This window comes from Natronomonas amylolytica (assembly GCF_037031205.1).
Taxonomy (GTDB): Archaea; Halobacteriota; Halobacteria; order Halobacteriales; family Haloarculaceae; genus Natronomonas; species Natronomonas amylolytica.
Genome location: NZ_JAYEZM010000004.1, coordinates 14,035 through 32,471, shown reverse-complemented (window position 1 = coordinate 32,471; position 18,437 = coordinate 14,035). Strand labels below are relative to the sequence as shown.

At 65.9% G+C, this 18,437-nt stretch carries 22 protein-coding genes and 1 pseudogene; 11 read left to right on the top strand and 12 right to left on the bottom strand.

All coding sequences use genetic code 11. The features are described 5' to 3' along the window. Positions 1–83 precede the first annotated feature (83 nt). Together U5914_RS05775 and U5914_RS05770 are read right to left on the bottom strand one after the other, a co-directional pair. Complete coding sequence (locus tag U5914_RS05775; protein WP_336134809.1) at positions 84–1,121, bottom strand: NAD(P)/FAD-dependent oxidoreductase; 1,038 nt, start codon at positions 1,119–1,121, stop codon at positions 84–86. Positions 1,122–1,239: 118 nt separating this feature from the next. Next, on the bottom strand, positions 1,240–1,725 hold the full coding sequence (locus U5914_RS05770) for a DUF5797 family protein (RefSeq protein ID WP_336134808.1): 486 nt from the start codon (positions 1,723–1,725) through the stop codon (positions 1,240–1,242). A gap of 93 nt (positions 1,726–1,818) precedes the next feature. Between U5914_RS05770 and U5914_RS05765 the strand changes: the two genes are divergently transcribed. From U5914_RS05765 to U5914_RS05755, 3 genes are all read left to right on the top strand, one after another. Continuing rightward, positions 1,819–2,565, top strand: a complete 747-nt coding sequence (locus tag U5914_RS05765; protein WP_336134807.1) for an enoyl-CoA hydratase/isomerase family protein — start codon at positions 1,819–1,821, stop codon at positions 2,563–2,565. Positions 2,566–2,709: 144 nt separating this feature from the next. Then, positions 2,710–4,329 carry a hydroxymethylglutaryl-CoA reductase gene (locus tag U5914_RS05760; RefSeq protein WP_336134806.1) on the top strand — a complete coding sequence of 540 codons (1,620 nt, stop codon included), beginning with the start codon at positions 2,710–2,712 and terminating at the stop codon, positions 4,327–4,329. An 88-nt stretch (positions 4,330–4,417) separates the two neighbouring features. Beyond that, positions 4,418–4,612 carry a hypothetical protein gene (locus U5914_RS05755; RefSeq protein ID WP_336134805.1) on the top strand — a complete coding sequence of 65 codons (195 nt, stop codon included), beginning with the start codon at positions 4,418–4,420 and terminating at the stop codon, positions 4,610–4,612. Positions 4,613–4,700: 88 nt separating this feature from the next. On the opposite strand, the gene U5914_RS05750 is transcribed toward U5914_RS05755, so the two are convergent. Next, complete coding sequence (locus tag U5914_RS05750; RefSeq protein WP_336134804.1) at positions 4,701–5,993, bottom strand: MFS transporter; 1,293 nt, start codon at positions 5,991–5,993, stop codon at positions 4,701–4,703. Between the two features lie 103 nt (positions 5,994–6,096). Between U5914_RS05750 and U5914_RS05745 the strand changes: the two are divergent. Both U5914_RS05745 and U5914_RS05740 read left to right on the top strand, forming a co-directional pair. Beyond that, a pseudogene (locus tag U5914_RS05745) lies at positions 6,097–6,330 on the top strand (DUF5789 family protein); the annotation flags it as partial. A gap of 121 nt (positions 6,331–6,451) precedes the next feature. Next, positions 6,452–6,778, top strand: coding sequence for a transcription factor S (locus U5914_RS05740; RefSeq protein WP_336134802.1), 327 nt, complete (start codon positions 6,452–6,454; stop codon positions 6,776–6,778). A 359-nt stretch (positions 6,779–7,137) separates the two neighbouring features. Here U5914_RS05740 and U5914_RS05735 read toward each other — a convergent pair whose 3' ends face one another. Then, entirely contained in the window at positions 7,138–8,028 is an 891-nt protein-coding gene (locus U5914_RS05735; protein WP_336134801.1) for a coiled-coil protein, read from the bottom strand. Between the two features lie 317 nt (positions 8,029–8,345). Between U5914_RS05735 and U5914_RS05730 the strand changes: the two genes are divergently transcribed. The 3 genes from U5914_RS05730 (at position 8,346) to U5914_RS05720 (ending at position 11,211) form a co-directional block, all read left to right on the top strand. Beyond that, a complete protein-coding gene (locus U5914_RS05730; protein WP_336134800.1) occupies positions 8,346–8,762 on the top strand; it encodes a DUF371 domain-containing protein in 417 nt (138 codons plus the stop codon). An 85-nt stretch (positions 8,763–8,847) separates the two neighbouring features. Then, complete coding sequence (locus U5914_RS05725) at positions 8,848–9,666, top strand: endonuclease III domain-containing protein (RefSeq protein WP_336134799.1); 819 nt, start codon at positions 8,848–8,850, stop codon at positions 9,664–9,666. A gap of 42 nt (positions 9,667–9,708) precedes the next feature. Further along, positions 9,709–11,211, top strand: coding sequence for a DUF790 family protein (locus tag U5914_RS05720; RefSeq protein WP_336134798.1), 1,503 nt, complete (start codon positions 9,709–9,711; stop codon positions 11,209–11,211). Between the two features lies 1 nt (position 11,212). On the opposite strand, the gene U5914_RS05715 is transcribed toward U5914_RS05720, so the two are convergent. From U5914_RS05715 to U5914_RS05705, 3 genes are read right to left on the bottom strand one after another with little or no spacing between them, the layout of a single operon-like run. After that, the gene (locus tag U5914_RS05715; protein ID WP_336134797.1) at positions 11,213–11,749 is read right to left on the bottom strand and encodes a metallophosphoesterase; all 537 of its coding nucleotides are present in this window, start codon (positions 11,747–11,749) and stop codon (positions 11,213–11,215) included. A 2-nt stretch (positions 11,750–11,751) separates the two neighbouring features. Then, on the bottom strand, positions 11,752–12,252 hold the full coding sequence (locus U5914_RS05710; RefSeq protein WP_336134796.1) for a DUF7122 family protein: 501 nt from the start codon (positions 12,250–12,252) through the stop codon (positions 11,752–11,754). Then, positions 12,249–13,160, bottom strand: a complete 912-nt coding sequence (locus U5914_RS05705) for an RsmB/NOP family class I SAM-dependent RNA methyltransferase (protein ID WP_336134795.1) — start codon at positions 13,158–13,160, stop codon at positions 12,249–12,251. The genes U5914_RS05710 and U5914_RS05705 overlap by 4 nt, the downstream gene beginning before the upstream one ends. A gap of 132 nt (positions 13,161–13,292) precedes the next feature. Between U5914_RS05705 and U5914_RS05700 the strand changes: the two genes are divergently transcribed. Next, complete coding sequence (locus U5914_RS05700; protein ID WP_336134794.1) at positions 13,293–14,030, top strand: proteasome assembly chaperone family protein; 738 nt, start codon at positions 13,293–13,295, stop codon at positions 14,028–14,030. 63 nt (positions 14,031–14,093) lie between these two features. Here U5914_RS05700 and U5914_RS05695 read toward each other — a convergent pair whose 3' ends face one another. Further along, the gene (locus tag U5914_RS05695) at positions 14,094–14,234 is read right to left on the bottom strand and encodes a hypothetical protein (RefSeq protein WP_336134793.1); all 141 of its coding nucleotides are present in this window, start codon (positions 14,232–14,234) and stop codon (positions 14,094–14,096) included. A gap of 80 nt (positions 14,235–14,314) precedes the next feature. Further along, on the bottom strand, positions 14,315–14,758 hold the full coding sequence (locus U5914_RS05690) for a bis(5'-nucleosyl)-tetraphosphatase (RefSeq protein WP_336134792.1): 444 nt from the start codon (positions 14,756–14,758) through the stop codon (positions 14,315–14,317). Between the two features lie 124 nt (positions 14,759–14,882). On the opposite strand from U5914_RS05690, the gene U5914_RS05685 reads away from it, so the two are divergent. Beyond that, on the top strand, positions 14,883–15,212 hold the full coding sequence (locus tag U5914_RS05685; RefSeq protein ID WP_336134791.1) for an uS10/mL48 family ribosomal protein: 330 nt from the start codon (positions 14,883–14,885) through the stop codon (positions 15,210–15,212). On the opposite strand, the gene U5914_RS05680 is transcribed toward U5914_RS05685, so the two are convergent. Beyond that, positions 15,209–15,658: a hypothetical protein gene (locus U5914_RS05680; RefSeq protein ID WP_336134790.1), complete on the bottom strand. Its 450-nt coding sequence runs from the start codon at positions 15,656–15,658 to the stop codon at positions 15,209–15,211. The genes U5914_RS05685 and U5914_RS05680 overlap by 4 nt on opposite strands. Positions 15,659–15,745: 87 nt before the next feature. On the opposite strand from U5914_RS05680, the gene U5914_RS05675 reads away from it, so the two are divergent. Next, positions 15,746–17,029 carry an amidohydrolase gene (locus U5914_RS05675; protein ID WP_336134789.1) on the top strand — a complete coding sequence of 428 codons (1,284 nt, stop codon included), beginning with the start codon at positions 15,746–15,748 and terminating at the stop codon, positions 17,027–17,029. Positions 17,030–17,041: 12 nt separating this feature from the next. Here U5914_RS05675 and U5914_RS05670 read toward each other — a convergent pair whose 3' ends face one another. Both U5914_RS05670 and U5914_RS05665 read right to left on the bottom strand, forming a co-directional pair. Beyond that, positions 17,042–17,539 (bottom strand): LabA-like NYN domain-containing protein, encoded by a 498-nt coding sequence (locus U5914_RS05670; RefSeq protein ID WP_336134788.1) that lies wholly within the window; start codon positions 17,537–17,539, stop codon positions 17,042–17,044. A 46-nt stretch (positions 17,540–17,585) separates the two neighbouring features. After that, entirely contained in the window at positions 17,586–18,395 is an 810-nt protein-coding gene (locus U5914_RS05665) for an RIO1 family regulatory kinase/ATPase domain-containing protein (RefSeq protein WP_336134787.1), read from the bottom strand. Between the last annotated feature and the right edge of the window lie 42 nt (positions 18,396–18,437).

Below are 18,437 nucleotides of genomic sequence, written 5' to 3'. Positions count from 1 at the left end.
TGAGGCATCAGAGTATCCGCCGAGCGGGGCCTTCAAGAAGGCCCGCGAGCAGACGGCCGCAGGCCGGCCCGTGTGAAACGTGATTAGTCGTCGTCGCTTTCGGCCGTCGCCTGCCCGTCGCCGGGGTGGCCCTCGTGTTCGACGGCCCGGGCGCGGAGGTCCTCCGAGATGGCGGGGATGTCGTCTTTCGTGACCGGGCCCTGCTCCTCGATTTCGTCGAGCGAACGGGGGAAGGCCCGGAGGTCGTAGTGGTTGCCGATACCACAGCGGGCGCCCTCGCCCATCGCGGTGGGAATCTGGTTGTGGCCGGGCGTCACGTCGCCGACGGCGTAGACGCCGTCGACGTTGGTGCGGCCGTGGTCGTCGACGGCGATGCTGTCGTCGTCGTTCAGTTCGACGCCCAGCGACTCGGCGAGGTCGGTGTTGTAGTTCGAGCCGTACATCGGGAAGCCGCCGCGGTACTCTCGGCGTGTACCGTCCGCGAACTCGAAGGCTTCCAGCCAGCCGTCGTCGCGCTTTTCCATCCCCGTAATCTCCTCGTGGATGACGTCGATGGGGTGGTTTTCCAGCATCTCGCCGGTCTCCTCGGACCACTCCGGTTCCTCGCCGCGTGTGAGGAGGTCGACCTCGGGCGTGAAGTTGAGCATGATCATGGCGACGTGGGCGGCCGAATCGCCGGTGCCCATCACGTAGACCGGTTCGTCGACGAACATGTAGGCGTCACAGTGCAGACAGTAGTGGAGGCCCTTGCCGGTGCGGGGCAGCGGCGGGTCGGGCCGCTCGTCGGAGAAGCCAGTCGCCAACACGACGTGGTCGGTCGTCACTTCGACGTTGCCGGCGGTGACGTGGTAGCCCTCGTCGGTCGCCTCGATATCGGAGACGAAGTCCTGGTAGTAGTCGGCACCGTATGCCTGAACCTGTTCGGTCGCCGTCGCGAGGAACTCGTTGCCGGAGGTGTCCTCGGTGACGCCGATGACGTTGTGCGTGTCCAGCATCATCGCCGCGCGGCCGCCGCCGCGGTTGATGATGGCGGTATCGTGGCCGAGTCGCGTGGTGTACAGCGCTGTCGTCAGTCCGGCGGGGCCCCCGCCGACGACCGTCACCTGATAGTGGTCCGTCATTGTACCCCCGTATCCGTCCCTCGGGCTTAACTGTCCGGCCCATGTGCCGACCGAGCGCATACCGCCCGGCCGTTGATATACGACGGCGAGTCGAAAGGTGCCTAAAAACGCGGACGAATCAGGCTTCGATGGGGTCGTCCAGCATCTCGACCTGCAGGTCATCGCGGTCGACGGCCAACCGGAAGGTGGGGACGGTCTTGGAGATGACTTCCACGACGCCCTTGTCTTCGAGGCTCCGCAGACCGGAGCGGACGGCGTCGGTGTCGGGGTCAAGTCCCGTCTCTCGGAGGGCATGAAGGACGGAAACGACGCTCTGTGGTTCCTCGTCGGGCCCGGCGATGACGTCCAGAATCCGCGCCTGCAGTTCGGGCACGCGGACGATGTCCTCGCCGACGTCCATCCCGACGAGGTCGGCGGCCTCCGGCGTCGCGCGGATGAGGCTGTCCTCGTCGCGGTAGTAGTACTCTTTCAGTTCCGATTCCAGATACTGGTGGACGTCGCTGCCGCTGTCCATCCCCCACCGGTCCTGCAGTTCGCTGTTCTTCGTCGGTTGTAGGGCCACGAGGTCCGCCAGCCGGGATTCGGCCTGCTCCGAGAGCGTCATTGGGGTCGACTACGCGGTGTCGGGTACAAAAAGGAGGCGGCTCACGGAGCGGCCACACGTGGCCTTATGGTCTCGGCCGCCGTTGGCCGACGCATGACCACGGTCCGGATCGATACGGAGGGCGGCGTGGGGACGCTGACCATCGACCGCCCGGAGCGGTACAACGCCCTGGATTCGGCGACGCTGGAGGCCTTGGAGGGCGCCCTCGCGGACGCCCGAAGCGCCGACATCGACGCGCTGGTCCTCACGGGCGCCGGCGACGACGCCTTCTCGGTCGGTGCCGACGTCCGCGAACTCGCCGACGCGACGGTCGCCGAGGCCGACGCCTACATGGAGACCGCCCAGCGTGTCACCCGGACCCTCCGTCGGTTTCCGGTGCCGACCATCGCCGCCATCAATGGCTACTGTCTCGGTGGCGGCTGGGAGTTCGCCCTGAACTGCGACATCCGCGTCGCCAGCGAGCGGGCCGTCCTCGGTCACACCGAACTCGACCTCGCCGTCGTGCCCGTCTGGGGCGGCGTCCGGAAACTCGTCCGACTGGTCGACGACGAGACGGCCCGCCGGCTGGTCTTCTTCGCCGAACGCGTCGACGCACAGGACGCCTACGAACTCGGCCTCGTGGGCGACGTCATCGCCCACGACAACGTCGCCACGTACGCGGCGGGCCTCGCCGAGGACATCGCGACCAGACCCTCCTTCGCCATGCGGGCCGCCAAGGAGGCCTTCGAGTACGCGTGGCGCGAACCGGACGCCGAGCGGGGCTACCAGCGCCGCCTCTGGGGTGAACTGTTCGGCACCGACTCCCAGCGCGAGGCGATGCGGGAGTTCCTCGACCGCTGACCTGCTTATAAATACACGGTGAAAGCCGGCTCAAAATGGCTGCTTAAGACGTGTGTCACGCCTACGGATATCGATTCCTCTAGGGTGATGATAGGGGTTTCACACAATCTTTTTCAAGGACTGTATAGTGCATGACGCACAGCGATGGTCATTCCAACCCCAGATAGCGGGATTCTGAAGCGGATTTACGCCAATATCGTGGGTTCGGGTGGGTTCGTCTCGCTCGACATCCCCGATAAGATACTGAAACGGCTCTACACCTACGGAAGTCTGAAGGACACCGACGAAGGTATCGAGTTCGAGGTGAAGAACCGCCTGCAGGACGCCAAGTTCGCGGGTGTCTCCCGACTCGTCGTCAACGGCGAGGAGATAGCGCCGGAGTCGGTTCGGCTGGAAACGGCCGACGGCAAGACCTTCACCCTCGATGAGGTCTCCTCGGAGGACCCGATTCAGTTCCCGGTCGGCACCACGGTCACCGTCGTCGTCGAGGGGTTCAGTCTGCCGAGCGGCGACCACGAGATACTCATCGACTTCCTCGCCGAACCGTTCGGCGAACTCTCCCTCGAAATCGAGGACACCATCCGCGACGAGGGCCAACTCCCGAGCATTCCCCGCTCGGAGGAGGACAACTACAGCGAGGAGGCCATCGCCGAACGGCACGAGTGGCTCGAAGAGCAGACGGGCGTCGACCTCGAACACGTCCCCGAGTACTCCTTCGATTCCTCGAGAGGCGAGGGCAACATCGAGAACTTCGTGGGCGTCGCACAGATGCCGCTCGGCATTGCCGGCCCGGTCAAAGTCGACGGCGAACACGCCGAGGGCTACTACCCGATTCCGCTGGCGACGACCGAGGGGACGCTCGTGGCCTCCTACAGCCGCGGGATGAAGGCCATCAACATGAACGGCGGCGCGACGGCGACCGTCTCCGACGACCGGATGAACCGCGCGCCCGTCTTCGTCTTCGAGGACGCCCGCAACGCCCGGGACTTCCGCGATTGGGTCTTCGACCACTTCGAGACCGTCAAGGAGAAAGCCGAGGAGACCTCCAGCGTCGCCGAACTCCTCGAAATCGAGGACTACCTCACCAACAACTTCGCCCACCTGCGGTTCAGTTTCGAGACGGGGGACGCCGCCGGTCAGAACATGGTCGGCAAGGCCACCTTCGCGGCCTGCAACTGGATCCTTCAGGAGTATCCGGGCTACGTCGAGAGCTTCTATCTGGAGGGCAACTTCGCGACCGACAAGAAGGCCTCCAAGGTCAACGACCTGATGACCCGCGGCAAGCGGGTCACCGCCGAGGTGACGCTGGACCGCGAGACGTGCATCCATCATCTCGGTGCCGAACCCGAGAGCCTCGCCAATCACAGCGAAATCGCCACTATCGGCTCGCTCTTCTCGGGCGCCAACACCAACGGGGCCCACCCCGCGAACGGACTGGCGGCGCTGTTCATCGCGACCGGACAGGACGAGGCCAACGTCGCCGAATCCTCGGCGGCCATCCTCAACACGCGACTTGAGGACGACGACTCGCTCCACATCTCGGTGACCATCCCCTCGCTCATCGTCGCCACCTACGGCGGCGGGACCGGGATGGCGACCCAACAGGAATGTCTGGAGATGCTCGACTGCGACGGCCCCGGCAACGTCAACAAACTCGCCGAAATCGCGGCGACGACCGTGCTGGCCGGCGAGATATCGCTCGGTGCCGCCATCTCCGCCTCGGACTGGGTGACCAGCCACGAATCGCTCGGCCGCAACCGATAGCGCCTCCGTTCGGTCCTGCTCCCACTTCTATCCCGGCCCTCAGAGGTGAGGCTAGCAGACTAAACGTCAGTGTCTCCTACACTGGTCCATGACACACGTCCTCAATATCCACACCAGTACACTTCATAAACCGGTCGACGAGGAGGAAACCGGACTGGCCGTCTGTGGCTCGCTCAGAGGCGTTCCACAGGCGCGCACCCAGTTCGTCTCCGAGGCGGAACTCGAGACCTACGACGGCGTGGCACGCTGTGGGAACTGCTTCGAGGGCACCGGCGGCTACTGACGCCGCGCGGCTGTAACGCCGACGGTCGGCGATTACTTCGCTGCTCGCTCCCCGATCTCTTAGGAACACGTTTCATTCTGACCGCCCGTCAATCGCTCCGACCCAAGCGGAGCGACGGGAAGGCGGCCCCTTCCAGCGTCTCCTCGACCTGCGTCGCAACGAGGACCAGCGCCGCCAGCGCCAGTATCGCGCCGAAGGCGAAGGGGACGACGAACCCGTAGCCGAACAGCAGCCCCGACGCGAGCGGCCCGATGGCCGTCCCGAAGCCGAAGGCCATCGTCAGCACCGACAGCGTCGTTCCGGACTGGCCCTCCTTGGCGAGGTCGCCTGCGACCGCCAGCGAGGGCGCAAACACCATCGCCACCGAGACCCCGTGCAACAGGCGGGCGACGAGCATCGTCCACGGGGAGGTGACCAGTCCCTGCGCGAGGACCGCGGGCGCGAGGATGAGCAGGCCGCCGACGAGGAAGGGCCGCCGGCCGATGCGGTCGGCGGCGCGACCGATGGGCATCTGCAGGGCGACGTTGGCGATGACGACCGCCGCGAACTGCACGCCGAACCACGTCGGACCCTGCTCCAGGCGGGCGTTGACCGGCTCCTGCAACGTCGCGAACAGCGCGATGCTGATGGCCATAAAGAGCGTGCCGACCCCGAGGACGAAGATGGGGTCGAGCAACTGGTCTGGCTCCTCGCCCGTGACCGAAACCGAAAGCTCGTCGGTGGCCTCGGCCTTGGCGATGTCCGGTTCCTCGACGAGGGCGGTGACGAGCGTGAAACTGACGAGCGCCCCGAGGACGGCCACGCCGAATGCGGCGTCGAACCCCGAGAGGACGATGCCGTCGGCGAGAACGTAGGGGCCGGCCTGCACCACGAGGCCGGCCACGATGGGGCCGAAGCCGAAGCCGATGAGCCGGAAGGTGTTGAACACGCCGAAGTTGCCGCCCCGTTCGGCGTCGCTCCGCGCGAGGTCGTTGACCAGCGCGATGGTCGTCGGGATGACGAAGGCACCGCCGAGGCCCTGCAGCGCCCGCACGACCAGCAGCGCCTCGTAGGTGTCGACGAACGCGTAGGCGACTGCTGTCACCGCCAGCACGGCCAGCCCGAAGAGGATGTAGACCTTCCGCCGGCCCGTCCGGTCCGAGAGCCGCCCCGTAAACGGCTGGGCGGAGCTGTTCAGGAACCCGAAAAGCGACAGCGCAAAGCCGATGAGCAACTCCAGCGTTATCTGATAGCCGAACACCGCCGCTCCCTCGATGCCCGGCAGCGCCAACTCGCCGCTGGCGATATAGAGCGGGAGGACGATGATCAGAAACGAGTTCGCGACGGCGTCGGCCATCCGGGCCAGCGCCAAGACGATGACTCGGCGGTCCGTCCCCAACATCTACCGATTGGTGGGTCCGCCCCCGTATCACCTTTCCGAACGCCGGCGAAGCTTTGTCGCTGGCCGTACTATCGCTACCATGGCATGAACCGTCAAACTCAGTCGCATCGAGAGTGTCCTCGACTCGCTTTCCTACCCCGTCGACCGGGCGCACGCCGTCGACCAATTGGACGACGTAACCGTCGAACTGGCCGATGGCGAGACGAACCTCGGCGACGTCGTCGCCCGAACCGCCAGCGACCGCTACGACTCCGCCGCGGAACTCCGGGACGAACTCTACGAATACCTCCCCACGGAAGCCATCGGCGAACCCGGCCAGTCCGAAGGGGATAGCTGACGGTTCGTTGTCGTCTGTCACCGACGAGTACCCGGTCGGGGGCGGCGCTCGCCGGTAATTCGTTGCAACACGCCGTATAAACCCCGCCGCTTAAATACGCGGCTGGTCTTTTCAGACCAAGATGGAATTTTGCGACGAGTGCGGTTCGATGATGCACAGCGAGGACGGGGTGTGGGTCTGTAGCTCCTGTGACTTCGAGAAGGTCAAGGGCGACGACGACGCCGCCCGGATGACCACCACCGAAGGACAGGACCACGACAGCGGCCCCGTCGACATGTCCGAGGTCGACGACGCCGAAATCGGTCCGACGACCAACGCCCGCTGTCCCGAGTGCGGCCACGACCGCGCCCGCTACGAGATGAAACAGATCCGCGCCGCCGACGAATCCGAAACCCGCTTTTTCACCTGCGTCGAGTGCGAACACAAGTGGCGCGAGGACGATCACTAACAGCCACTTTTTGCACCTCCTTCGCGCGCCTTCGGCGCGCTCAGTCGGGCAAAAACATGGGGAAAATATGCGCGCCTCCTTCCAGCCGCGAGCCTCCGCTTCGCTCCGGCTCGCGTTAGTCAGTCGGCGCTACGGCGACTCGCTTCGCTCGTCGCCGGGAACCGCTCGGCGCTACGCGCCTCGCGGATGCTAACTGCCATCTCTGTTTAATATCGCGAAACGTGTTCAGAAGTTAGCCTCGCCAGTGCAACCGCTACGAAGCGTGAATATCGTGAAAGTGAGAGAACCGCAAATCGTGGTGTGCGACTATCCGGCGGCCGTCAGGCCGCGACAGGAGCGAGTCGCGTTGTGGAGCAGTATTAGAGTTTGCCGGCCTTCTGCAGCTTCATGAGGTCCTCGGTGTCGAGGGTCTCGCCTTCCTTGAACTTCTGGTAGATTTCCTCGGCCTCTTCCTTGGCGGCCTCGCGTTCCTCGGCGCGCTCGTCCTCGCGCTCTTCTTCCTCTTCCTTGTCGAGTTCGCGGAGGCGCTTCTGGACGCGGACGAAGTCCTCGTGGTGCCGGTCGGCGGCTTCCTGGGCGTCGACGAACTTCTCGTGCCACTCGTCGGCCTCGTCACGGATGTCGTCGGCCTCGCGGTAGGCCTCGATCATCTCGTTGTGGTGCTCTTGGGCCTTGTCCGCCAGCTCGGTCACCTTCTGGTGATGCTGGGAGGCCTCGGCGCGGACTTCCTGGGCTTCCTCTTTCAGCTCGTCGAGGTCGTCCGTCTGGTTGAGCTTGTCCTTGCGGTCTTGGAGCTTCTCGCGTTTCTCCTCGATCTTCTCGATGAGTTCGCGCTCGTCCTCGGTCGAGAGAACCTCGGTCTGCTGTTTGAACTCCAGCTCCTCGATTTCCTCCTTGAGCTGGTCGACGCTCTTGCCCTCGTCGAGTTCGAGGTCCTCCTTGAGGTCGTCGACCTTGTCGAAAAGCTCGTTGGCCTTCGCGTTCAGCTCGTTGCGCTTTTCTTTGTGTTCCTGAACCTGCTCGTTCAGTTCGTCCCGCTTCTCGCGGTGTTCCTGGGCTTCGTCGACCTTCTCACGCGTCTTCGCGTTGAGTTCGTCGCGTTCGGAGGCTCGCTCGGAGGCCATCTGGTTCAGCTCGTTTCGTCGGTCGCGCAGTTGACCGGCGAGCTTGATGAGCTGCCCTTTGGATTTGTTTTCGAGGTCGTCGTCTGTGAGTTCTACGTTGTCGGATTCGTTAATTGACTCTGCCATGGTTATCGATCTACTCCATTACCGCTCCGGCGGCGACAGCTACCACTGGTGGAAAGCCCAGTCGCCGTATAAGGAAGTGCTCCTGTCATTCTGGTCGGCTGACGATGCTGCCGAACGCCGGACGCGTTCTGGTACCTATACGTACTGGATTGCCGTATTTAAAAATTGCGGAGGTTTGACCCCGTGAAAACAGCTACCATACGGCGGAATTCGTGCGTTATTGGTTACCAAACGGTGACGTTCGGGTATATAAATGAATCTCGGCCATCGCGTCGCGAACGGACGCCCTGAAGTAGTGGCACCGATTCGGGCTGGGTATGGAACGACGCGTACGCGCGAGCGGCCACGAGAACGTCTCGGCCGAACACGCGAGCACCTTCGAGGTGACCAGCGACGACTGGCTCACGCCCGCGGGCGATTGCATCCTCGCGGTCGAGGCCGATACCGTCCCCGCCGACCTCGATTCGGAATTCGTCGAGGCCTGCCAGTCTCACGAAGCGACGATTACGGTCACGCTCCGCGCGGACGGCCACGAGGAGACCATCACGGGTCGCGGCCACCCCGACCTCTCCTTCGAGAACGACCGGAGCATGGTCGGTCGCACCAGCGACTACGTCGACGACCGCACGGTCATGGTCGGCGCGGACAAGGCGGCCGCCGACCTCGACCGCGACCTCGTCGCAGCGCTCGCCGCGGGCGCGGACCTCGAATGCGTTCTGCGCGTCGAGGCGTAGCCGTTCGACCCGAAACGCCGGTCCGTCCATGACGGGCCTGCCGGGGGACGTAGCGTTTTTTCGACGTGGGCCATACTCCCCCGATATGAACGACGAACCCGCCGAGAACATCTCCGGCGGCGAATCGGGCGGCGGTGCCTTCGCCGAGTTCGACCCCGAAACCGCCGATACGCGCGCCGAGCAGGTCGTCGACCGCCTCGGCGAGCGCTACTGGCAGAAGACCTACGGCGGACAGGACGGCTTCGAGTGTCTCGTCCGGACGATTCTGAGCCAGAACACCTCCGATAAGGCGAGCCAACCCTCTCACGACGCGTTGATGGAGCGATACGGGACGGATAATCCGGGTGACCTCGCCGAAGCCCTCGCTGCCGCCCCACAGGACGAACTCGCCGAGACCATCTCCTCGGCGGGCCTCTACAACCAGAAATCGGAGACGCTCATCCGCCTCGCCGGTCGCATCGTCGAGGAGTACGGCGGCGAAGACGGCTTCGACGCGTTCGTCAAGGACGGCGCCCCCGACGAGGTCCGGAGCGCTCTGCTCGACATGAAGGGCGTCGGGCCGAAAACGGCCGACTGTGTCCTGCTGTTCTCGGGTGGCCGCGGCGGGGTGTTTCCCGTCGACACCCACGTCCACCGCATCGCCCGCCGGATGGGGCTTGCCCCCGCCGACGCCGACCACGAAGAGGTCCGCAAACACCTCGAAGCCGTGGTTCCGGCCGAGAAATGCGGCTTCGGCCATACGGCGATGATTCAGTTCGGCCGTGAGTACTGCTCGGCGCGCAAGCCTGCCTGTCTCGACGACCCCGACGCCTGCCCGATGGCCGACCGCTGCGAGCAGGTGGGCGTCTATCCGGAGACGGGCGAGGTCGTCGACCCCGCCGAGGCGCCCGAAGCCGACGACTGAGGGCCGCGGCGTTTTTAAATGGCCGCCACCGACACTCGCGTAGTGCTGACGAAGGACCTCCTCCGCGTCTCGCGGGCCGGCGGCGGCTACCATCCGCAGTTCACCGACCCCGCGGACGCTGACCTCGCCGCTCGCGTTCTCGGCGTGTATCAGGGCCACGTCGGAAAGCGCCGCGAGGAACTGGAGGCGGCCCTGACCGACCTCGAACGGGAGGCCGACGATTTCAAACTGGTTCGGGGGTTCGCCAAACTGCTGGAACGGGAGGCGACCTTCGAGACGCGCGCGCCGGTCGGCCCGATTCGGGCACGCACGGCGGCCTTCGAGGCCGCCGAGGCCGCGGGCGGCGTCGTCACGGAGGCCGACCGCGAAGCGGCCCTGAAACAGGCGGCCGACCGACTCGGAGCCGACGCCGACGACATCGACGCCTCGCTCTTTGCCGACCGGGACATCGAGCAGGTCCTGACCGACTGCGACACCGGATACGGCCCCGAGAGCCTCCGCGAGCAGTACGACCTTTCGCTCGCTCAGACCGCCCTCTTCGACGCCACGGAGGTCCGCGTCCGCTCCTCGGACCCGAAGGCGCTCGTTTCGGCCGTCAAACGCCTTCGACTGATGTACGAAATCGAGCGGACCGACGAGGGCCGCGAGGTCATCGTCACCGGTCCCGACGCGCTCTTTCGGCGCTCACGGCGCTACGGGACGCGCTTTGCCCGTCTCCTGCGAACGGTCGCGACGGCCAACGAGTGGCATCTCGAGGCGACCATCGACGACCGAGGCACCGAGCGCCTGCTGACGCTCGACACGGGCGACGTGACCGTACCGGGCACCGACCCCGTCGCCGACCCGACCTTCGACAGCGGCGTCGAATCGGACTTCTACGCCCGCTTCGAGTCGCTGGACCTCGATTGGGACGTCGTCCGCGAACCGGAGCCGCTGGCGGCGGGCGAACACGTCGTCATCCCCGATTTCGCCTTCGACTGGAAACATTCCGACTTTCGCGTCTTCTTCGAAATCATGGGATTCTGGACGCCCGAGTACGTCGACAAGAAGCTCTCTCGGTTTGCGGACCTCGAAGACGTGGCGTTCATCGTCGCCTACGACGAGAGCCTCGGCGTCGGCGAGGACATCGAGGCGGCGGGCCACCGCGCGATTCCCTACAAGCGGACCGTCCGCCTCAAGGACGTCCGAGATGCCTTGCGACACTACGAGGATGACCTCCGGGCCGAAAGCGCCGATTCGGTGCCGGACGAACTGACCCCCGAGGCCGACGTGACGACCATCGCCGTCCTCGCCGAGGAATACGGCGTCCCCGAATCCGCCATCGAAGAGGCTGCGTTCCCGGACCACGAACGGGTCGGTCGAACGCTCGTCCGGCCCGCTGTGCTCGAGGACATCGCCGACGACATCGAGGCAGGAATGGACCTCTCGGAGGCCGAGGCGGTGCTGGACGAGCGAGGGCTCGACGAGACGAGCGCCGTCCTCTCGCGGGTCGGATTCCGGGTCGAGTGGGAAGGCCTCGGCGGTGGGACGATTCGCGAAAAGTAGCCTACGAAGGCCGGGTTCCGAGTCGGTTTCGCTGCTGCACGTACTCGACCAGTTCCGCGACCGGCACCGGTTCGTAGCCCGTCATCTCGACGGAGACGTTGCTCCGGCGGTTCTCGGGGTCGACGAACGGGAACTCCTCGGGACGCATGTCGTGGTGGTGGCCGTGAACGAGCCAGTCACCTCGGTTGGCCGGGGCCTCGGCGGGGTCGTGGACGCAGACGAACCGGTAGCCGCCGGCCTCGAAGCGATACTCCCGGCGCGCCGAAACGGCGCGGGTCCGCCGGACGCCCTCGTCGTGGTCGCCGAGGACGAACGTAATCTCGCCGTTCAGGCGACGGAGCCACCGCCGGACCGTCGTCGGTTCCGACGGCACCACGAGGTCGCCGAGATAGACGACCTCCTCGTCGGGGTCGACGACCCGATTCCAGTTCTCCAGCAGGCGGTCGTTCATCTCGCCGACCGACGCGAAGGGGCGGTCGGTGTAGTCGAGTACCTCGGCGTGGTCGAAATGCAGGTCGGCGGCGAGATAGCGGGTCACGGTCAGACGTCGCGCTGGCGGCCCTTCGGCATCTGGGAGCGCAACTCGTCGTGGACGTAGAGGCCGACGCCGATGGGCTCGACCTCGCCCGCGATTTCGTGGGCAGCGATGAGATAGCCCCAGTCGCCGTCCCAGTCGGGATCGAGGTCTTCGCCCTGCACGAAGGCCTCGGCTTCCCCGTCGTCGAGGACGATGACGTTCTTCGTCGCCTCGCGGCCGAACCGCTGGACGGCGTCGGTCGTCGGCTTCCAGTGTTCCTGTCGAGTCCGGAGGAAGGTCATGCCGAGGCCCTCGACGTCGGCGGGCGAGTCCATGTCGTCGGCGAAGGCCCATATCTTCCCGGCGCCCTTCTCCCAGAAGGTGTGGCCGGCGAAGGTTTCGCGGTCGAGGCCGAACCGCTCGACCCACCAGTCGATGACCTCCTCGCGGGTGGCCCGGCCCTCGATTTCGCGGTCGGCGGCGGTCGCGGGCAGTCGGTCGAACACCTGTCCGTCGTTGCTCATGCGGTCACCTCCAGTTTCGCACAGAAGAACCCGCCCGTGTCGTTCTGATGGGGATAGACGCGCTTGGCGCGGGCCATCGTCTCGTCGAACTGCTCGCCGTCCCACTCGGTGATGCCGGGGGAATGTTCGAGGCCGAGGTCGTAGTCGACGAGGCGAACGTCGTGGCTGTCGAGGGCCGACTGGAGGACGGCCTCGTTTTCCTCGGGCGCGAAGGTACACGTCGAGTAGACGACGGTGCCGCCATCGCGCGTAATCTCGATAGAGCGGTCGAGGATGGCCGTCTGGACGTCGACGATGCTCTCGATGTGGCCCAAAGACCAGTTCTCGAGGGCGTCGGGGTTCTTGCGGATCGTCCCCTCACACGAGCAGGGCACGTCCACGAGGACGCCGTCGAACGGTTCCCCGCCGAAGGGTTTCAGCGAGAAGTTCCGCGCGTCCTGTCGGGTGACGACGACGTTCGTGACCCCACAGCGTTCGGCGTTGGAGCGAAGGGCTGACAGCCGACCGAGGTTGTTGTCGTTGCCGACCAGCGTCCCGCGGTCGTCCATGAGCGAAGCCAGTTGCGTCGTCTTGCTTCCCGGTGCGGCACAGCAGTCCAGCACGCGGTCGCCGGGGTCGGGAGAAAGCGCCAGCGGCGGGATGGCCGAGACCTCCTCTTGGCCGTGGACCCAGCCGTGGACGTAGGGCCAGGTGTTGCCGGGGGAGACGCCGTCGGCCAGTCGGAAGAGGCCGTCGTGCCACTCGACGCGCTCGTAGTCGACGCCCGTCTCGTCGAAGGCCCGGCGGACGCGGTCGGGGGTCGCCTTGATGTCGTTGACTCGGACGACCGACGGCAGCGGGCGCTCGCAGGCCTCGTGAAACGCCTCGGCGTCGTCGACGAGCGAGTCGTATCTGTCGAGCGGGTCCATACGCGTCCTGTGGTTGCGGTGGCTTTGTCGGTGTCGGTCTCGAGCGGTCGACGGGAACGCCGATGGCCGCCCGAAAGCGTATCTGACCGTCCGGCGACCACAGTTAAGGGGCGTCCACGCCACCGTATACCTATGGCACACGTTCAGGTTCAGGCCGACGGTATCGACCTCGATTCGCCCGTGCTGGTCGAGGGGCTGCCGGGGGCCGGCCTCGTCGGGAAGATCGCGGCCGACCACCTCGTCGAGGAGTTCGATATGGACTACTACGGCGCGATTCACTGCGAGGGACTCCCGGAGGTCGCCGTCTACGAGGGCGAACAGTCCGATATCCGGCCACCCGTCCGCCTCTACGCGGACAGCGAGCACGACCTGCTCGTCCTCCAGAGCGACGTCCCCATCTCGCCCAGGCAGGCGAGCGAGTTCGCCACCTGCGTCACGGGCTGGCTCGACGCCAACGACGTCTTCCCGCTGTATCTCAGCGGCCTCCCCGAGGAGAAAGACGGCGTTCCGGAGATGTACGGCGTCGCCACCGGCGCGGGCCACGACCGCATCGAGGCGGAGGGCATCGTCCCGCCCCGACAGAGTGGTATCATCACCGGGCCGACCGGCGCGCTGCTCAACCACGCCGCCGAAACGGACCTCGACGCCGTCGGCCTCATCGTGCAGACGGAGGCCCAGTTCCCGGACCCGGAGGCCGCTCGCGTCCTCCTCGAACACGGTATCGGCCCCCTCGCCGACATCGACGTCGAGACCGACGCGCTCATCGAGCGTGCCGACGAGATTCAGGAGGCCCGCGAGGAACTCGCCAAGCGCCTCCACGAGGCCGACGAGGGGAGCACGCAAGCCCAGTCGATTCGCGGCTTCCAGTAGCCGGTAACTGTTTTTAGACGCCGCCAGCGACCGCCAGCAGTTCCGCGATGACGACGTGCAACGTCAGGTCGCGACGGCGATGACCGCCACCGAAACCTCCCCGGTCGGCGGCACGAGGGCGAACAGGTAGGGCAGCACTGCGAGGACGCCGACGAACCCGGCGAGAAAGAGGACGGCGAACGGCGCTCTGCCGATGCGACTCATGGGCGTGGTCTCGTGAGGCGGCGAGAAAAGGGTTCGCGGTGGCGGCCGCTATCGGCCGGCCGACCGGTCCCGTGTCGGGATTACTCCTCGTCGTCCTCGTCGCCGTCGAGTTTCTCGTCGAGGAACTCGTGGGCGTCCTCGAGTATCTCGCGGGGGCCGTCCTGCGTGATGGTGTTTATCGCCTGCTCGTAGTCGCGCCACTGCATGTCGCGGTGCTCCTCGGAGAGTTCCGCCGACGCCTCGTAGGATTTGGCGACGAACAGGTGGACGGTCTTGTGGATGGTCGTTCCGTTCGCTTCGAACACGTAGTCGTAGTCCTTTCGGAAGCCGTCTAACAGCCGGAAATCCTCGATTCCGGCCTCCTCTTTCACTTCGCGGATGGCGGTCTGCTGGAGTTCCTCCGAGCCCTCGACGCCGCCTTTGGGAAACTCCCAGTCGCCGGGACGGGACTTGAGCAGCAGGTACTCACGCCGGCCACGCGTATCGCGAAAGAGGATGGCTCCCGCGCTCGTGGCCTCTTGCATTACTTTCGGGTAAACGGCCACCGCTTAAAGGGATATCGGACGGCCGATTCCGGCGTTTGGGGTCGGCGCCCACACCGCTGGTCGGATAGGTGCGCTTTTGAGCATCGAGCATCCAGTAGGCTGTATGCCCTTCGTCACCACCCTGACGCTCCAGAGCGGGGACCGCAACGTTCTGGAACGAATCGTCGGGAACATCAAAACGCGCGCCGAACGGAAGGGCGTCGAGCTTCGGGGACCGCACGCCGAGTCACCGCACGACGCGTCGATACCGCAATCCAAGCGGCTCTCGGCCAGCGGCCCCCGATTCCGGTCGTGGAACTACACCGTCTATACGCGAACGATGGAGGTCGTCGGCCACGACGAGTTCGCCCGAAACGTCGCCGGCCAGGAGTTCCCCCCGGGTATCCACCTCGACGTCGACGTCGAGCGCGTGTCCGCGCCCGGCAGTCGCTAGTCCAGTTCCGTAAACAGCGTCCCGGACTCCCTGATTCGGACGTCTATCGACGATAGCTCGTCGACGCGCTCCCAGTCGTACGTTCCTTCGGTTCCGGCGGTCGTCACCACCCGAAGCCGCAGGTCCGCGTTCGGAACCGCCTCGCCGTCGACGGCGAAGCCCTCCTCCGGCGCCAACGTCGCCCGCTGTCGATACACCTGTTCGAGTTCGGTCGTGTCGACCGTGGTCGTTTCGGTATCGGTCGTTCCGGCGTCGGTTCCCCCGGATTCGGCCGCTCCATCCGGAAGCCGGTACATCCGGAGGGTCACCCGCGTTTCCTCGTCGAGTTCGTTGGTGACGAACACCGCCGTCGATGTCCGGCCGGGCGACCCGCCCGTACACCCCGCGAGCGTGACGGCGGAGAGGCCCCCGACACCGGCGAGCAGACGCCGCCGTGAAACGTCCATACGGCACGTAGTCACCGCGGCTCAAAGAGCGTGTCGTCAGCGGTCGAGCACCGACAGTATATGTTTGGGGCGTGCTACGGACCACGTATGAGCACGCGCCGTGACCGACTGGTCGAACTGCGCCGGGAGTTGCACCGCCACCCGGAACCCGCCTGGAAGGAGTTCTGGACGACCGCACGCATCGTCGAGGAACTGGAATCCATCGGCGTCGACGACCTCTACGTCGGCCGTGACGTACTGGCCGACAAGCGACTCTCGGTGCCCGAAGCCGACGAACTCGACGCGTGGATGGCCCGCGCACGCGAGGCTGGCGCCGACCCCAACCTGCTGGAGAAGATGGAGGGCGGCTGGACCGGCGCCGTCGCCGTCATCGAACAGGGCGAGGGACCAACGGTCGGCCTCCGGGTCGATATCGACGGCCTGCCGCGGGAGGAATCGACCGACGAGGACCACCACCCTGCCCGCGAAGGCTTCCGCTCGGAGACGGGCGCGATGCACGCCTGCGGCCACGACGCCCACGCGACCATCGGCCTCGGCGTCATCGAGGCGGTCAAGGATAGCGACTTCTCGGGAACGCTGAAGGTGTTCTTCCAACCCGCGGAGGAGGTCATCGGCGGCGGCAAGCCGATGGCCGAATCCGGCCACCTCGACGACGTCGACTACCTCTATGCGCTCCACGTCGGCCTCGATTTCCCGACCGGCGAAGTCGTCGCCGGCATCGGCGGCATCCTCGCGGTGACGCAGTTCTACACGACGTTTTCGGGCGCACCGGGCCACGCGGGCGCCCGACCGGAGGAAGGTCGCAACGCCGTGCAGGCGATGGCGACCGCGGTCCAGAACCTCTACGGTATCCCCCGCCACAGCGACGGCGCCTCCCGCGTCAACGCCGGGCGGGTCGGCGGCGGGACGGCGACGAACATCATCCCCGAGGAGGCGTTCGTCCACGGCGAGGTCCGCGGCGAGACGACCGAGATTCGGGATTACACCTTCGACCGCGCCGAGAAGGTCTTCGAGGGCGCGGCGCTGTCCCACGATTGCGAGTGCGATATCGAAATCGAGGGCGAAGCCCCCTCCGCGGAAAGCGACGAGGAACTGGTCGATATCGTCCACGGTATCTCAGAGGCCCACCCCGAGGTCAGACAGCCAACTCGCCGGGGCGAACTCGGCGGCAGCGAGGACGCCACCTTCCTCATGCAGTACGTTCAGGACAACGGCGGTCTCGCGACCTACGTCGGCATCGGAACGGACCATCCGGGCGGCCACCACACCGCGACCTTCGACGTCGACGAGGACTCGCTGGAGATCGGCGTCGACGTGCTAAGCGAGGCCATCGAGGCGACGAGTCGGCGGAACCCGGATTCGCAGTCGTAGGCGTCCCCGGGCTTATAAGAGGTACCGTTCTTCGTCCTCGCTCAGGTCGACGAAGGAGTCGGCGGCCTCGACCAGTTCCTCGGCGGTCGAGGAGCGAAAGCCCATGACTTCGGTGCGGACCCCCTCGTGTCGGAGGTGGGTACAGAGGCGGGCGAAGTCGCCGTCGCCGCTACAGAGGACGAAGGTGTCGATTTTGGAGGCCAGCGTCACGGCGTCCAGCGTCATCCCGAGGTCCCAGTTGGCCTTCTGGCTACCGTCGGCGAAGGTCTTGATGTCCTTTATTTTCGTCTCGAAGCCGATGTCGCGGAGCGCCTCGAAGAAGTCCTCCTCGGAGGGCGATTCCGCGCGGATGACGTAGGCGATAGCCCGGACGAGTTCGCGGTCGGCGACGGCGTCATCGAGGATGGCGGTGTAATCGAGGTTCTGCGAATAGAGGGTGTGTGCGGTGTGGTAGAGGTTCTGCGAGTCGGCAAGGACGGCCACTCGCTGGTTTGCGTGAATCGGCGGCATATCGGAAATGGTTCGGCCTCTCGGATATGCCTTCGTATCGCTCGACCTACGCCGCGGTCTTCTCTATCTCGCCTTTGACGTGGGCCGCATCGAAATCGTGGTCGGGCCGGAGATTGACGAAATCGAGGAACTCCCGGGCCGAAAGCAACTCCTCGGCGGAGTAGTGGTCGGCGGCCGCCGCGACGGCGTCGGCCGCCCCCAAAAGCGGGGCCAGCGAGGCCAGCGCGCACGCGAGGTCGTAGGCCTTCGCGTCCTCGATGGCGTCGCCGCTGACTCGCGTCGCGTCGATGAAGTAGAGCGTCTCCTCGCCGTCTTTCGGTGCCACGAGAACGTTCTCGGCCCGCAGGTCGCCGTGGGCGATGCCGGCGGCGTGCATCCGCGAGAGGTTCTCGAAGAGGTCGGAAACGAGCGGGTCGAGTTCCTCGCGGGACACCTCATCGAGCGTGCGAAAGGAGGGCAGGTATTCGAGGACGAGCACGCCGAGGCCGTCGTGTTCGAAGGCTTCGAGGGGTTCGGGCGCCTCGACGCCCAACTCGCGCATCCGCCGGGTCGATTCGAGTTCGTGTTCGGCCATCTCCAGCGGCGTCGAGAAGTGCTCGAAGAAGCCCTCGGTGCCCGCGGAGAAGGCGCCGATGTTGCGACCCGCCGTCAGGAGGCCGTGGACCAGCGTGTGCTGGTCGGCGATGACCTTCACGAACCAGTGCTCGTTGACGACACACGGCACCGACAGCCAGTTGTCCGCCTCCAGCGGCTCGATGGAGTCCAGCGACTCGCCGTAGCGTTCCGCGACCTCCTCGCCGACCGACCGGAGTCGGGACTGTGGCACGCTCGCCCGGAGGACGCGTCGAAACGCCATCCTCTCTGGGTAGGCCGCCTCGGGACTTAAACGTGCGTGCGA